Genomic DNA, 14633 nt, shown 5'->3' on the forward strand with positions numbered 1-14633 from the left:
TATTTACAAGGCGTAGATATTTAGAACCTTTTCACTATTCTTTATTATTGCCATATCGATACCTGTTTTTTTAATATATTTATCGTTATTTTGATTCCTAGGATTATCTCCCATTGTTCTATGATTATTTTTCCCCTAGTATTCTTTCTTACTTTCATACAACTGATAAATGGGTATTCGGCTTTTATATCCAAGTTTATATATTACTCCTATTTTTGAGTTCAACTTTTTATCTATAAATGATAAGATAAATGCGATTCAATATGGGATAAACAATTATCCAAGAAAGAGTTCAAAGAGGTTAACTCCTATAGAAAACGCATATGAAATTTTAGACATTGATTTTAAGCTTCCTATGTTTATAGAAAAGAAAGTATGACTTCCAAAATAAATGTGAAATTTAACCTTTAAATGAACCCATTATAAAAATATTATATAAAAAACTTGATATATTTAAGATTAGTTATATAATAAGAATTAAACTAATATATTTATTATCAGTTTTATCTTCTCATAATATAATTTACTATGCATATTACTTTATTATTGATTCTCTCTTTTTAAAACTTATATTTGAGATTTCAAATTCATTCAAAATATTTATTTTGTTGGAAACTGAGGTTAAAAAATGGGTACTTCAAATTCTTATCAGGGAAAGAAGACTGATAAGAAAAAAAATCTTAAAAAATTAGATTACATTTCATGGACTGAAACAAAGTCGCTAATGTCAAAACATTTAAATTCCAATGGAAAAATTGGTAAACCTAAGGATATTGTTAATAACTATATCAAAGCTTCTGGGAACTCTACGAATTATATTAAAATTACAAGTCAAAACTTAGAAACACTCACAAAATTTTCTATTTTATTAAAAAATATCCAAGAAACAAATCTTATTGATGCTTTTAACTCCATAGGGATAAGTGTTTCAAACATTTCATTAGACATGGCATTATCAAAACTAATAAATGGTATATGCCCACAAGGTGCTAATAAAATCGAAGCTGCGGTTCGACATGCTTTATCACATACTTTAAATAGACATAGCAATTTTGGAATAAATAATTTACAAGATCTGGGAAATATAAAGTCTAATCAAAGAGATGAACTTTTGATTGATTTATCCACCGAATTAATTTGGCAAAATATGATGATAGATTACGGTTTTTCATTTGAAAAATATGGTCAAAACTATTCTACAACCAAAGTATTAGAAAAAAAAATTCTAGAATATATCAAAACTAAAGTTAGAAATGGATTTATTACACATAAAAGATTATTTATAGATGAGTTGAATATAAAAAATATTTATAGAGATATTATATCAAAATTGGAGTTAAAATGAAAATATATTGCACAAATAAAAAGGTAAATGAAATTCCGAAAGAGTATAACTTTTGTTTAGACTTATCCGATAAAACTCAAATAAATTATACTTTTTGGGATAAGAAAATAAAATTTTTTCAACAATATTCTTCAACAGCTATAGACTTGTTAATGATGTCCGTATTTGTATTTGCTGCAGATAAATTAGTTTCAAGATCAGACCAAAAAGATTCTTGGACAAGAGAAATAACTTTAGATATACCAGTATCTTCCCCATCCTTTTGGAACAATGAAAAAGCTAATTTAATTCAAATGCTTAATTTCTTAAGTGGAGATAGATGGCAGTTTATTTTTAGGCCGAAACATTATTTTGAAGAGCAGAATTACTTCCAATCTATGAATAATAAAAATATTGAAATAAAAAATTACTCAACAATATGCATGCTCTCTGGTGGACTTGATTCATACATTGGAGCGATTGATTTACTAGAATCAAAAAATAAAAACATTCTTTTTGTTAGCCATTACGGTGGTGGTAAAGGGGCAAAAAACAACCAAGATAAACTATTTGAAATATTAAAAAATAATTATCATTTAAATTCATCTGACTATCAACAATTTTATGCCATTTGCAAAAATTCTGTCGAATCTTCAACTAGAACAAGATCTTTTCTATTCTTTTCTCATGCTGTAGCCCTAGCATCAGCCATGAAGGGACCTGTAAATATAATTATTCCTGAAAATGGTTTTATTTCTTTAAATATTCCACTTACGCAATCAAGATTTGGAAGTAGTAGTACAAGAACTACACATCCTTTTTACATGAAATATTTTAAAACTATCGTAAATGATATAAACCCTAACATTTCAATAAACAACCCCTACCAATTTTTCACGAAAGGAGAAATGATTAAAAATTGTAAAAATCAAAGTTTATTAAAAAGAACATATTCTTTTAGCCTGTCATGTTCTCATCCTGACATTGGAAGATATAAAAAATTACAAAAACCTATGCACTGCGGATATTGTATTCCTTGTATTATACGTCAAGCTGCAATTAAATTTGGGTTTGGATATGATGATACTGAATATAGAGATATACCAATTAATTCTAGTAACATTAAAAGGATAAATTATAATGCTTACAATATTTTTATTAAACAATATGAAAATTTTTCACCTTATTTAGCTATTCAAGAATCTGGAATGATTGAAGATAATATTGAAGAAATAGCAAACATGTTTAAAAGAGGATTATCCGAAATAAAGGAATTTATAATAAATAGCAATCAACAAGAAATAAATCGTACAGATGTGGGTATAGAACAACAAGATTCAATACAAGACTTTTAACACTTTATATGTTAGTTCCAAAATTAAGAAATGGTGGATATGTTCCTTTTTTTGTAACAGAAAAAAGAGAAGTGAAAAATCTTTAATACAAGTGGTGCAAGAGGCATGGACTAATGGAAACTCTACTAGAAAGAAATATAAATTAGCTCGTCAATTAAGAATAGAAGGTATTAGTGCTTCATGGGTTAGCAATAGACTCAAGAGCTAAATGATCTGTGTAGAAGAGTTTAGAAATAGATATTTTAATAAAGAATATACATGTATATGGTTGATGCACTTTATGAAAAGATTAGAAATAATAAAAAAAGTAATAAACGCTGCTGTATTAGTAGTTAGAGCTGTAGATTTAGAGGAACCTGTACAAATAATAGCTATAGAAACTTAAGTATAATAAATCTAGAGAGACATATACAATACTTGTTTAATAAACTTAAATAATGCGGACTAGATAAAGTATGGTTAACTGTAAGGGAAATTCATTTAGGATTACAAGCGGCAATAAGGAAATGTTTTATTTGTGGATCTTGGCGAATATGCAAAGTTCATTTTCAAAGGAATGTTTTAACTCATGTAGGCCAAAAAGCAAACATCACTAACACTCTCTATCATTCTATTGAATTGTTTTATTTAGTTTAATTTATCAATTAATTTAAACATTTCTTTTGCAAAATCGCATTTTATTGGTAAAGTTAAATCTTCTTGATTATTTCTGAGATTTTTTAAACTTGATATACTTATTTCTATAGGAATCTCACCTTTTGTATACCCACCAATAAATTGTTTAAATTCATCTAAATATTCACATTCTTTAGAAGGAAAATTAAAATGATTTCTACTTACACATGAAACAATCCATTTATTTAGTTTCTCCATTGTTAAATAAAGAACTAGAAAATCTTCAAAATTCATATATGAAAACAAAAAATTTGGAATATCAGGTGATTTCATTTTATAATAATCCATATCTTTAGAATCATTTCGTTTATATCTATCCATATCAACCCAAATCCATATATCAGCTTTTGGGTTGTGTTTTCTTTCACTTTTGTATTTACTTATGACAGCTTTATTTTGTCCACCATCGGAAGGTCTGGCAATAAATGTATATGATACTCTGAAAGTCCAATTGATTTGCAAGTAAATTCCAACTCTTGAGCATGGGAATTCCAATAAAATAGCAAAGTGACTTGTAAACAAATCCTTTTGCCCGTTAACCTCTGTTTAAAGTCAAAAAAATAGAGGAGAGAATAAAAGATGCTTACAATGTCCCATATATGTAAAATAAGAGATTTAGCAAATCAAGGGAAGAGTATTTATGAAATAATTGAAGAAACAGGATTTTCTTACAAAACAGTTAGAAAATATTTAGATAAAGAAGATTTTAGTGAAAAAATACCTGCTAAAGTGGAAAGACCTTCACAAACAATAATAATAATTTGTTTTTGCAGCCACATAAAAAGATATTCCTCCAACTAAATATATGAATATGGAATACCAGAAAACTTTCCTTCTAAATATTGTTTTCTAAAACTAGTAACATTTCTAACACCATTAAAATCTGATATTCTCTTAAATGTTGTTCCTTTTTTTAATGTTTTATTAATAATACCTATCTCAGAAACTCTAATCATAGAGTCGTCCATAATAACAGTATTATGAGTTGTAAAAATAAGCTGACCATTATTTTTATTATATCTTTTATCCTTAAATAATCTAACAATTTCAACTAACAGATAAGGATGTAGAGAATTTCCTAATTCATCTATAACTAAAACGGTACCCTTTTGTAATACCGATAAAACAAGGCCTAATAAACAAGCAACTCTTTGAGTACCCTCAGATTCTTCATTAAAATTAAATTGGACTTCTTTTCCATTTATATCTTTGTGATAAGAGTTAATTTCGATTTCTGTATATTTATTAGTACTTAGATCGTGAATATACTCATGATTTCTTCGTAATTTTAGATTTTGATTTTCATTTAACTCATTTTTATTTAATTCCATTCGAGTTATATCAATATCTAATTTACGCAAAAGAGAAACCACTTGTTTAAATGCATTTTGTAAATCATCTTCTTCATTATTTGTTTTAGCTAGTTTATCTATTCCATAAGAAAAAGGAAGTTTATTTACACCATACACCTCTAAGTCTTTAGATAGAAATATGAATGCATTTCTAATATATGTATTTAAACCAGAATAATTTTTGCCTATAACTTTAAGAAAAGTAGTACAAAACTTTCTGTCTTGATTTAAACATTCTACATTAAAAATATTCTCAAGCTTTTTTATTGGATAAGTAGATGTAGCTAATTTCTCAAAATTTAACTGTCTCTGATCTATTGAGAATATACAATTATCACCTTGATTAAGCTTTTCATATATTATCTCTTTTTCATTAACTTTGAGTGTGTATAAATATAGATTTCCATCTTTTATAAATTCTATCTTAAATACTATTGGAGCATTTCTATGATGTAATCTATTGGGATTATAATAAACTTCACTATACTTTAATCTAACTATTCTATTAAGAAGATAAAAAGCCTGTATTATATTAGACTTTCCTGAAGCATTTGCTCCATAAAATGCAAGAACTGGCACTGTCCTATATCCTTTTTCTTCTAGAAAAGGATAATTATTCATCTCTTTATAACCATTTGGTGCTTTTTTCTCAGCATAAAGCAATGGAATTGTAACATCTAAAATTGATTTAAAATTCTCTATCTGGAAAGATAATAACATATTATACCCTCCTATTTATTAAATATATTATCATCTAAAATGGAAAATACGTCAAGATAAACATTTTTTTTGTTTATATTAAATATAATAAAAAAAGATTTAGAAAAAATGTAATTTAATTTCAATTATCAACAACTATTAAAATATAAAACCTATTTTTCAATAGTCTTCTATTAAATTCCATGTTATTATAGTTTATATATATAACTAACTATTAGTATAATTATAATATAGGATAATATTTCGATGATTAAATTTGACTTACACATTCATTCATCAGCTAGCAAATATAAAGAAAGTAAAGGGATAGTCGATGAATCAACTGTTGATAATATTAAGATATTAATTGATAACTTGATTGAAAATGATATTCAAATGTTTTCAATTACAGATCATAATAGATTTAATAAAGAATTATACATAGCATTAGATAAATATTTAAATCAAACTAAAACAAAAATATCTTTAATGTCTGGAATCGAGTTCGATGTACTTTTAGATAATGCACAAAAGCCTTGCCATATAATCTCAATATTTAATACAAATAACAAAGAAGAAAATTACGATAAAATTAATAAAACATTACAAGAATTAATGCTAAAACATCCAGAAGAATATTATACCAAAGAAGATTTTAACAATTTACTCTCTAAAATTAACTTGGATGTAATATTAATTGCGAATCAACAGTCCGATATTGATAACACTAAACATTATACTCGTTCCTTAAATAATAGCTGCTTAAATCCTTCAGAATTAATAAGCACAGGATACATTAGCGCACTTGAGTTCCAAAAATTTAAAGTTGAGGGAATATTAAAAAATAATTTAAACGCACTTGATCAAAACATTGCTTTAATTGCTGGAAGCGATTGCCATACTTGGGCCTATTACCCACAACACGACAAATCAAAACTGCCAAGAAATCCTTTTTATTCTGAAGCAGAAATACTCCCAACATTTAAAGGTCTATTAATGGCTATTACTTCTCCCCAAACTAGATTCAATAGATATAATTCTACTTCCCCTTTAATGATAAAAAATATTTCAATAAATGGTACAAATATAAAATTAAAACAAGGTATCAATGTAATTATAGGAGAAAATGGATCTGGTAAATCAACCTTACTAGATATAATATATGATAATAAATTAGAAAGTTATGAAAAAAAAATTAAAAGAGACAATCATATTATAGTTGATAAAATAGAAACAACTAATCCAAAATATATTGCACAATCAGAAATTGTTACTTCATTTAATAACCAGGATTTACTATATAAAGATAAAAACTTTAGGCTCTTAGAACACTCTTTTTTTAAAAAGGCTTATACAACATTCGCACAAAGAATTATTGATTACATAAATTATAATATTTCCCTAAAAGAAAAATCAGACCAATTAAATGAAATGTCTCTTGAATTAAAAACCGTTAGAACCAATAAATCTCATTATATTATTGCAGAAAATAATGACTCACAATTTACTAATATACGTAATCCCCACACAACACCAAGAGATGATCTTATAAAATTAAAAAGCAGTTTAGAGCAATTATTAAATAAGCCTTATTTTCAAAGAGGCTATAAGAAAGAGCTCGAAAATATTCTTAATATATTAAATGAAATTTATACCAAAGTTTCAATAAACCAGACTACTCTTGAAAATGAAATATTAATAAGAAACATAATTTTCAACCAGATAAGAGACTATTCCACGAAAATAACGAGTAAAACATCTACTGATATTATTAAAAAGCGAAAATATAGAGAAAATATTACTAATTTCAATGAAAAACTTGTTTCTTATTTAAAACAAAAAACCAATCCTCCCATATACCCCAAAAAGCCTGATATTATTTCTAACCTAACAAAAGAAACTCATAAAGGCTTTGAATTTCAAAATATATCTCTTTATAATGAGATAGATGTTTCAGATAAATTTTTGAGTAAAATGTTTAATAAAGGATATCAGAATCTAGATTCAATTTGTGATATTAAAACCCAAGAAGAATTAAAAGAAGCGGTAAGAGGCTGTTCTGATATTAAAAATATCCAAGAAAGTTATTCTTACAATTTGAAAAAGTTCTTAACCGAGAATACACAAAAATCAACTAAATATATCTTAGAAAGCCAGGGAAGTAGGAAAATTGGAGATACTCTAGGAGAACTTTCTTTAGCTTATATAAAATTCATTACACAGGAAAAAAATTTTAACGTGTTATTAATTGACCAACCTGAAGATAATATTTCAAATAAAAACATAAGTAGTAATTTACTACCAATACTTGACTCTATTCGTCAAAATTCACAAATAATAATCGCAACACATAACCCTTTGCTAGTTGTAAATTTAGATGTCGATAATGTTATTAATTTAAATTTAAATAATAAAAAATTGACAGCTATTCAAGGCCCTTTAGAATATGAAGATAAAAATATAAATATATTAGACATTATTTCTAACACAATGGATGGTGGTAAAGACGCAATTCAAAGGAGATTAAAAGTTTATGAGTGTAATCATTAAAATGGAGCAAATTAATAATTCATTTAAATTAACCAATAACTTTACACAAACAAGTATTGAAATTCAAGAAAACACTATAAAGGCTACCCAAATATTAAAGTTGCTTGATTATTCTTTGGGCAAGAAATATGCTCTTGAAATTGATAAATATATAGACCAAGAATCAGATCCAATCATAGAATTTAAAACCTTTTTCAATGACCTATTAGGAGAAATAAATAATATTCCTACTGAAATTTAAGAAATACAGTATTTGTTGATTGAAAATATAAAGTTAACTTAGAATCATTTTTAAGAGACAACTTTATTATAATATTTAATAACTTTTGCTTTAGTAAAAATTGAAAAATCCTATTAATATTCAATTTACTAAAAATAACAATATTTTAAACAAACCCAATAAATTTGTTACAATATATAATGATTTTTAATTTAGGAGGAAAAATAAATGGCAAAACAAAAAACTATCCATGTAGTCCCAAATAAAAATAAAGGTGGCTGGGATGTAGAAAAAGGAGGAGCTTCACGAGCTAGTGTACATACACGTACTAAAAAAGATGCAATAAACAAAGCTAGAGAGATTAGCAAAAATCAAAAGAGTGAACTTTATATTCATGGAAAAGATGGAAAGATTCAAAACAAAGATTCACATGGAAATGATTCCTTTCCACCTAGGGGCTAATTTATAAAATTAAATCCCAGCTAATTTTATTAAATAACTGGGATTTATTAAAATGGATAATTCTTATCTCAAAATATCATAATATTTGAGCACAGTGTTTTGCGCTTTTACAAAAGTTGGAATTTGATCTAATGAAGCTTTAACTATTATTTCACAACCACCATCAAAAACTTCTTTACTATAAATATTAATCCACATTTACCCTTTAGGAAGATAAACTTTTCTTCAACTTGAAATGCTTTAACAATAGGATCAATTAATATTTGAGATCTAAACATAAACTGATCTTCAATCTCTTCAATTATCTTGTCATTATTAAAATCAAAGAATAAAGGTCTCATTAATGAAATAGAGTTTTATACTGTTTTTTTTAGCCTCTATATTTATATATTCACGCAAAGCCTCTCTAAATAATAAATATTTTTTTATAATTTCATAGTTCTTTTCACCGAATGACCAAATTTCATTATTATCACCTTTTTTAGGGTTCCATGAATTTCTAAATCCATGAAGTCTAAAAATAGGACAATATAGTCCAAATTGAAACCAACTAACTATTAATTCTTTAAATACCGGATCATCATTTTAAAAAATCACAAATATCTGTAGTCTATCAAGAGAGTCCTAGTTACAATACTAAAGCTATCCTTCATTTGAGTCTCTAATAAATCAAAAGAAGAATCAAAGTACAAGACCAAACAGCTACCCCATATTTTTGGCTACCTCAAAGCAGATCTAGATAAGTTCAAAGGTTCATCAATCCCACATTCTTTCATATTTTCATAGAAAGTTTTCTTATGGAGCATAGGATAAAGAGATGAAACAGCAGAGCCTTTTCCACTAGAATATCTAAGATTATCATAGTGATAAGGAATCATCTCAGGTTCACATGCATCAAGCCAAAAGATTTTTATGCCTCTATCTACATAACTTTTTTAACCTTTTCCCAAACAAAATTGCCAGCTTCTCTATCTGTTGTATCATAAAAATGTATATATTTGCTACCTTTTTACATTCGTATAATTATTAGATTGAGAGAAAATATAAGATGACTTTTTTCATTTTAAAAATTTTATAAACTCATCAAACTTTGTTAGAAAACGATATTTTTTTCTAGACAGGTAATTTAATCTATTATAAAATTTTATTAATACTTAAATCTTATAGTTAGAGGGAACGTTTTATGGAAAATGAAACAAATACACAATCAAAGACTAAGTTGGGAGTAATAAAAATTTTTCTCTTTATATTAATAGCAGAACTCTTTTTCATATGCTTTAATCAATACCAAAAATTGTATTCTACAAACAACTCGCCTAGAACCTTAATAGTATCCATCGAAGATATAGATGACTCCGATATTAATTTTTCTCCTTCAGAACAAATTGAAAATGCTTTAGAAAATGGAGGACTTATATACATAAATCTTGATTCAGATTGGCTAAATGATAACTTTTACCAATATTATGGTTTATTTGGAGCAACTGATTCAGAAGGAATGTACTTTGTTCTTGGTGGAATTATAAATTACATATCGAGCAAAGGTTGGACACTGGTTCAAGCACCTACCTCTGGTTTAAATAATTTTTTCTATTTTACAAAAAGTTTTAATAATTAAATTCATTAATTATATCATCAAATTATTATAACTAAAGGAATCAAATGTACACAAACACTCTAAACAAAAATGACCTAATGGATATAGGAGAAATTATCAAAAACTGTTACTATATTGCAATTGAAATTGACTTTAAAAACAAAACATTTTCAATTCCAAATAGTAAAAACAATAATTTGAAAAAAGTTTCATTCGAGCCAAACTTAAAAAATGAAACAATAGCAGAATATAAAAAAGCACTTGCTAAATACTTAATCTTCAAACTAGAAGCTATAAATCTCACAGGAATAAGTGAATATGAACAACATATAATTAATAAGATAATAGATTTAAAAACCCAAAAATATTTTGATGGTTTTGAAAATTTACTTATTTTGTACCAGAGAGATAAGATTGAAATACAACTATGCTCAGATATTTATGACTATTTGGAGAAGGAAAAATCTTTTAGAGTAAAACATGTTCATCAAATACAATCAGAAGATATTCCCCAGACAATATATTACAGAGGAAATAAACTTAATTTTGATTTATCGTCTTCTTTATATAGGGATGAAGATTTAATAAAAAATGAACATATTATAAATAATAGGATTATACAAAGTATGCCTAATGATTTTCAAAAATGTGAATCATATTTTGATAAACTTACAATACTTAAGCATTTCAATTGCCCTTCTAGGTTGCTAGACATAACAAAAAATCCTTTAATAGCAGCTTTTTTTGCCTTAGATGAATATAATCATCCTAATAAAAAATCCAATTTTGGAATAATCAATTTATGTTTTCCAACTAATTTTGATATAATAAAAAACTCCACAACTAGTGATTCAGTTTCTTTATTAAGTGCTTTATCAACCATCCCCAAAAATAATAAAAAATATATTCAAATCAATAAAATTAAAGAATCAGCTTCACAAATAAATAAACAAATAGATCTTGTATTTAGTAAAATAAAATACTTAAAAGTAAAAGACATAATATTTGCTAAATATCAATATGAACAAAATGAAAAGAAGAATGCGATTTTAAATGATATATATCTAGAACTAAAAAAAACTGAAAAACTAATAGAAACTAGCAATCAGGTACAAAAACGCTTCAAAACACAAGTTAAAAATTTAAATAAATATTATGAGTATTTTGACCTTATGTCTAAGAATCAGAAACAAATTAACATAAATAATGTAGAAATAACAAAATATTTAAAAAATTTTAACGATACTACCAATTTCTTGTTTAAATTAGAAATAGACAAAGCCCAACTAGAAACTAAATTCCCGTTTTTGAAATTATATACATTAATGAACTCTTTTATTACTGAAATAGGTAATATTAAAAATATTTTAAATTTTAATAATAAAAAGGAAACAAAATTCAAAAATAATCAAATTTGTGATATAAAGAATAAATCAAAAGAAATAACAAAAATAATATATGAAACCCCTAAAGATCCTGTATTGTGGATAGATGAATTGCAAGAATATAAACAATTATTAAAATCATTTCTAAATGCATTAGATACTGATAAAACACTATACAAATTTTTCTTTGAAAAAGAACTACAACATCAAGCATTAGTGTTTAACCCAGAATCAATTAGTTTATTTACACCATCAGATGATGATATCGATACATTTTATATTGTTAACCCTTCATTAAATAATGAGCGTATTTTAAATCAACAAGGTTTGTTTATTCTTATTGGAGCTTCTAAAAACTCTGATGGATTTTATATAAATCCAAATTTAGAATATTTATCGTTATTTAAAAATAATCAATCTAACAAAAGAGTTGCTTTCATCATAAACAATATAAACAATATTTTTTATAACGAATTGAATCATACATATGGTATTAATAAAGGATTTATATATCCTGAATTAGAAAATAAAGTTACACAAATTAAAAATGATGTAATGCACGAATTTAAAATTTAATAAACACTTAAAACAACAATTTATCTTTAAATATTTAGGCATAAAATCTTAGGAGCAAATTATGGATTTAAAATAAATTACATACGATAAAGTTTTATTAGAACTAAAAAATTCAAATACAAAGAATCACTTGCTGTTGGGAAATGGTTTTAATTTATCTTTAGGAGTAAATACAAAATATTCCAATATCTTTAAAGTTATGAAAGAAAATAATAAAGATTATAATTTGATAGATTCTAAGGAAATAGATTTAGAAGTATTTTTAGGAGAATGTATTAATTCTATAAGTGATGACAATTCTCAATATACAACTTTTTTAAAACAATTTATTCATAATAAAATCAAATTAGATTTTATGAAAGCAGTAACACAAATTGTGTCAAAAGAAATAAAAAACATCTATCAAAAACAAAATGAAGGTATCTATTTGCTATTAAAAAATTTTGATAATTATTTTACATTAAATTACGACCCCTTTCTTTATCAACTATTATCCTGTCTTTTCAACTTAACAGAGAATAAAAAGAGCCTAAGTTCTTATCTACTAAGAATTATTAGGCTCACATATTTACTAAAAGTTTAAGACACTAAAGTTTTTTCTTTGTTTTTCCTATTATTTTCTTTATTTGATTAAGCTTTAAATACTTTTTAGAGAAGTCAATATCTAATTCATTACCCAATTTTTCTAGTATTTCATCATAATAATCAAAAGCATAATACCCACTTTCAATTAATGTTCCTGATGCTAATTTCATCGATTTCGTTAATCTCTTTGATGAATATTCCCATCCTAACCTGTATTCTATTAGTCTCAATATTACTAATGCTATATAACAAGTTAGAAAATGCGCTTTTATATGTTCTGTTGTTGATACATATACAGGTCTTGTTTTTAATTGAGATTTAGTAACCTTAAATGTTTCTTCAATTTTCCATAAACCTTTATACATATCTAGAATATCTTTATCTGTTACTGTTTTATTTAGTTTTAAAAAACCATCATAGGTGTATTTACTCTTACCCCTAAAAGGCCTTTCTCTTTCTTCTAATCCAATAACATTGGTAGCTATTGCATAATAGCCATCATACTTTTCTTCTTCTTTTAACTTCTCATAATCAAATAAATTATTCTTTTTAAACTTAATAACATTATTATTTTCATCTAAGAATTGTTCTACTATATATTTGTCACTACCGTACTTATTAGATTTGTTACTAGTCCCAACTTTTGATAATGCTTTCTCTATAGCTCTTCTTCTATCCCTTTTAGCTTTATCAGCATATTTTTTACTATAAATTATTATCTGTTTTTCATTAATTGATTGTTTTGTAACACTACCATCTTTTAAAGAATGAACGGAAATAACTCTAGGACTAATTTGAGATTTCATTTTAAATAATACAGTCTTTCCATCTGATGCATATTTTGTGTACTCTTCATTCCAATTGTCTTTAGCTAACACGTATTTTTTAAATTTATCAGTAACCTTAGTTCCTCTAACAGAAAGACTAATTACATAGCCATTCTTTTGTAATTTGATTCTAGTTAAATTGTCTCCACTCATCATACCTTTATCAGCAACAACAATTAAATCTTTCATACCATAGTCATATCTAATATCCATAAGGGAAGGTATTAATGTTTTACAATCATTAGTATTACCTGGATAAATACCATAAGTTATTGGAAGTCCTTTCTCATCCATAAACAAACCCATTTGGATAATAGGGTTTGGTCTATGTTCTTTAGAAACTCCCTTTTTTCTGTAATCATTATCATCATCAATATCATCTACTTCAAAATAATAATTAGTAACATCATAAAAAACTAAGGTAGTATCTCTTTTATATTGTTTTTCAATTTGCCTATTGATGCTTTTAATCATATCTGTAGAATGTTTATTAAAGAAATCAAGAGCTTTATATGTATCTTCTAATGTAAAATCCATTTTATCAAAGTAAAAATCTTTATGGAAAAAAGATTCTCTCTTTGAGGAAGGATTTAATATCCTATCAAATACTAACAGTTTGAAGATAGCATTATGATTATATTCAGCTTTAGTGTATCTTCTTCTGTTGTTAATGAAATAATCAATTTCTAATTCATGATAAATTTGAGATAATGCTGCATAACCAATATTTTTTCTAGTATATAACTTATCTGGTGAAATTTTTGAAAGTTTTGTATTAGGATCTATCTTCATAAGAAAAGGAGCATGTTCTTCTTTATATGCTTTAGTCATTTGAGCAGCAACTTTTTTAAAATGAGCAATGGGGTCATCATATTCTTTTTCTAGATCATCTAAATATCCTAAATACTTAATTGTCTTAGATCTGTTTTTGCCATCTTCAGTAGTGTAACTTTGAGCAATACTTAAACTTACTCTACCTTTTGTATTCTTACTTTTCTTAACAAACATAATTACCTCAATTTACTA

The 14633-nt window shown here is 25.6% G+C and carries 16 protein-coding genes and 3 pseudogenes; 12 read left to right on the top strand and 7 right to left on the bottom strand.

Annotated features, from left to right (window positions below; all coding sequences use genetic code 11):
- Positions 1 to 628: 628 nt before the first annotated feature.
- The 5 genes and pseudogenes from ACZ5SO_RS06600 to ACZ5SO_RS06620 form a co-directional block, all read left to right on the top strand.
- Complete coding sequence (locus ACZ5SO_RS06600; RefSeq protein ID WP_464627581.1) at positions 629 to 1345, top strand: hypothetical protein; 717 nt, start codon at positions 629 to 631, stop codon at positions 1343 to 1345.
- Positions 1342 to 2679: a Qat anti-phage system QueC-like protein QatC gene (gene qatC, locus ACZ5SO_RS06605; RefSeq protein WP_464627582.1), complete on the top strand. Its 1338-nt coding sequence runs from the start codon at positions 1342 to 1344 to the stop codon at positions 2677 to 2679. The genes ACZ5SO_RS06600 and qatC overlap by 4 nt, the downstream gene beginning before the upstream one ends.
- A pseudogene (locus ACZ5SO_RS06610) lies at positions 2676 to 2765 on the top strand (hypothetical protein); the annotation flags it as partial. The gene qatC and the pseudogene ACZ5SO_RS06610, both read left to right, overlap by 4 nt.
- Before the next feature lie 122 nt (positions 2766 to 2887).
- Positions 2888 to 3064 carry a hypothetical protein gene (locus tag ACZ5SO_RS06615; protein ID WP_464627583.1) on the top strand — a complete coding sequence of 59 codons (177 nt, stop codon included), beginning with the start codon at positions 2888 to 2890 and terminating at the stop codon, positions 3062 to 3064.
- Between the two features lie 68 nt (positions 3065 to 3132).
- Positions 3133 to 3315: pseudogene (locus ACZ5SO_RS06620) on the top strand (transposase); the annotation flags it as partial.
- Here the strand turns inward: ACZ5SO_RS06620 and ACZ5SO_RS06625 are convergent.
- Complete coding sequence (locus tag ACZ5SO_RS06625; RefSeq protein ID WP_464627584.1) at positions 3307 to 3876, bottom strand: hypothetical protein; 570 nt, start codon at positions 3874 to 3876, stop codon at positions 3307 to 3309. The pseudogene ACZ5SO_RS06620 and the gene ACZ5SO_RS06625 sit on opposite strands and share 9 nt — an antisense overlap.
- A 57-nt stretch (positions 3877 to 3933) precedes the next feature.
- Here ACZ5SO_RS06625 and ACZ5SO_RS06630 point away from each other — a divergent pair, with 57 nt between their 5' ends.
- A complete protein-coding gene (locus ACZ5SO_RS06630; protein WP_464627585.1) occupies positions 3934 to 4155 on the top strand; it encodes a hypothetical protein in 222 nt (73 codons plus the stop codon).
- Here ACZ5SO_RS06630 and ACZ5SO_RS06635 read toward each other — a convergent pair.
- Positions 4152 to 5426: an AAA family ATPase gene (locus tag ACZ5SO_RS06635; protein WP_464627586.1), complete on the bottom strand. Its 1275-nt coding sequence runs from the start codon at positions 5424 to 5426 to the stop codon at positions 4152 to 4154. The two genes, ACZ5SO_RS06630 and ACZ5SO_RS06635, sit on opposite strands and share 4 nt — an antisense overlap.
- 246 nt (positions 5427 to 5672) lie before the next feature.
- Between ACZ5SO_RS06635 and ACZ5SO_RS06640 the strand changes: the two genes are divergently transcribed.
- The 3 genes from ACZ5SO_RS06640 to ACZ5SO_RS06650 all read left to right on the top strand — a co-directional run bounded on the left by ACZ5SO_RS06640 (position 5673) and on the right by ACZ5SO_RS06650 (position 8637).
- Entirely contained in the window at positions 5673 to 7955 is a 2283-nt protein-coding gene (locus tag ACZ5SO_RS06640; RefSeq protein ID WP_464627587.1) for an ATP-binding cassette domain-containing protein, read from the top strand.
- Positions 7939 to 8196 carry a hypothetical protein gene (locus tag ACZ5SO_RS06645; protein ID WP_464627588.1) on the top strand — a complete coding sequence of 86 codons (258 nt, stop codon included), beginning with the start codon at positions 7939 to 7941 and terminating at the stop codon, positions 8194 to 8196. Before ACZ5SO_RS06640 ends, ACZ5SO_RS06645 begins: the two co-directional genes overlap by 17 nt.
- 207 nt (positions 8197 to 8403) lie before the next feature.
- Complete coding sequence (locus tag ACZ5SO_RS06650) at positions 8404 to 8637, top strand: DUF2188 domain-containing protein (protein WP_464627589.1); 234 nt, start codon at positions 8404 to 8406, stop codon at positions 8635 to 8637.
- 63 nt (positions 8638 to 8700) lie between these two features.
- Here the strand turns inward: ACZ5SO_RS06650 and ACZ5SO_RS06655 are convergent, their stop codons facing one another.
- From ACZ5SO_RS06655 to ACZ5SO_RS06670, 4 genes and pseudogenes are all read right to left on the bottom strand, one after another.
- Entirely contained in the window at positions 8701 to 8835 is a 135-nt protein-coding gene (locus ACZ5SO_RS06655; protein ID WP_464627858.1) for a hypothetical protein, read from the bottom strand.
- A complete protein-coding gene (locus ACZ5SO_RS06660; RefSeq protein WP_464627590.1) occupies positions 8784 to 8978 on the bottom strand; it encodes a hypothetical protein in 195 nt (64 codons plus the stop codon). Before ACZ5SO_RS06660 ends, ACZ5SO_RS06655 begins: the two co-directional genes overlap by 52 nt.
- A complete protein-coding gene (locus ACZ5SO_RS06665; protein WP_464627837.1) occupies positions 8959 to 9195 on the bottom strand; it encodes a TIM-barrel domain-containing protein in 237 nt (78 codons plus the stop codon). Before ACZ5SO_RS06665 ends, ACZ5SO_RS06660 begins: the two co-directional genes overlap by 20 nt.
- A gap of 161 nt (positions 9196 to 9356) precedes the next feature.
- Positions 9357 to 9554, bottom strand: a pseudogene (locus ACZ5SO_RS06670) (hypothetical protein); the annotation flags it as partial.
- 266 nt (positions 9555 to 9820) lie between these two features.
- Here ACZ5SO_RS06670 and ACZ5SO_RS06675 point away from each other — a divergent pair.
- The 3 genes from ACZ5SO_RS06675 (at position 9821) to ACZ5SO_RS06685 (ending at position 12778) form a co-directional block, all read left to right on the top strand.
- Positions 9821 to 10255 (top strand): hypothetical protein, encoded by a 435-nt coding sequence (locus ACZ5SO_RS06675; protein ID WP_464627591.1) that lies wholly within the window; start codon positions 9821 to 9823, stop codon positions 10253 to 10255.
- Between the two features lie 44 nt (positions 10256 to 10299).
- A complete protein-coding gene (locus ACZ5SO_RS06680) occupies positions 10300 to 12195 on the top strand; it encodes an FRG domain-containing protein (RefSeq protein ID WP_464627592.1) in 1896 nt (631 codons plus the stop codon).
- Between the two features lie 199 nt (positions 12196 to 12394).
- Entirely contained in the window at positions 12395 to 12778 is a 384-nt protein-coding gene (locus ACZ5SO_RS06685) for a hypothetical protein (protein ID WP_464627593.1), read from the top strand.
- Positions 12779 to 12782: 4 nt separating this feature from the next.
- Here ACZ5SO_RS06685 and ACZ5SO_RS06690 read toward each other — a convergent pair whose 3' ends face one another.
- Positions 12783 to 14615 carry an IS1634 family transposase gene (locus ACZ5SO_RS06690; protein WP_464627594.1) on the bottom strand — a complete coding sequence of 611 codons (1833 nt, stop codon included), beginning with the start codon at positions 14613 to 14615 and terminating at the stop codon, positions 12783 to 12785.
- Positions 14616 to 14633 lie beyond the last annotated feature (18 nt).

It is taken from the genome of Pleomorphochaeta naphthae (genome assembly GCF_055396005.1).

Bases quoted from the DNA above. Each gene is read 5' to 3' on its own strand.
- ACZ5SO_RS06650 (WP_464627589.1), top strand. From the start codon at position 8,404: ATGGCAAAACAAAAAACTATCCATGTAGTCCCAAATAAAAATAAAGGT.
- ACZ5SO_RS06600 (WP_464627581.1), top strand. From the start codon at position 629: ATGGGTACTTCAAATTCTTATCAGGGAAAGAAGACTGATAAGAAAAAA.
- ACZ5SO_RS06690 (WP_464627594.1), bottom strand. From the start codon at position 14,615: ATGTTTGTTAAGAAAAGTAAGAATACAAAAGGTAGAGTAAGTTTAAGT.
- ACZ5SO_RS06675 (WP_464627591.1), top strand. From the start codon at position 9,821: ATGGAAAATGAAACAAATACACAATCAAAGACTAAGTTGGGAGTAATA.
- ACZ5SO_RS06660 (WP_464627590.1), bottom strand. From the start codon at position 8,978: ATGAGACCTTTATTCTTTGATTTTAATAATGACAAGATAATTGAAGAG.
- ACZ5SO_RS06615 (WP_464627583.1), top strand. From the start codon at position 2,888: ATGATCTGTGTAGAAGAGTTTAGAAATAGATATTTTAATAAAGAATAT.
- ACZ5SO_RS06640 (WP_464627587.1), top strand. From the start codon at position 5,673: ATGATTAAATTTGACTTACACATTCATTCATCAGCTAGCAAATATAAA.
- qatC (WP_464627582.1), top strand. From the start codon at position 1,342: ATGAAAATATATTGCACAAATAAAAAGGTAAATGAAATTCCGAAAGAG.
- ACZ5SO_RS06645 (WP_464627588.1), top strand. From the start codon at position 7,939: ATGAGTGTAATCATTAAAATGGAGCAAATTAATAATTCATTTAAATTA.
- ACZ5SO_RS06685 (WP_464627593.1), top strand. From the start codon at position 12,395: ATGAAAGAAAATAATAAAGATTATAATTTGATAGATTCTAAGGAAATA.
- ACZ5SO_RS06635 (WP_464627586.1), bottom strand. From the start codon at position 5,426: ATGTTATTATCTTTCCAGATAGAGAATTTTAAATCAATTTTAGATGTT.
- ACZ5SO_RS06630 (WP_464627585.1), top strand. From the start codon at position 3,934: ATGCTTACAATGTCCCATATATGTAAAATAAGAGATTTAGCAAATCAA.
- ACZ5SO_RS06680 (WP_464627592.1), top strand. From the start codon at position 10,300: ATGTACACAAACACTCTAAACAAAAATGACCTAATGGATATAGGAGAA.
- ACZ5SO_RS06655 (WP_464627858.1), bottom strand. From the start codon at position 8,835: ATGTGGATTAATATTTATAGTAAAGAAGTTTTTGATGGTGGTTGTGAA.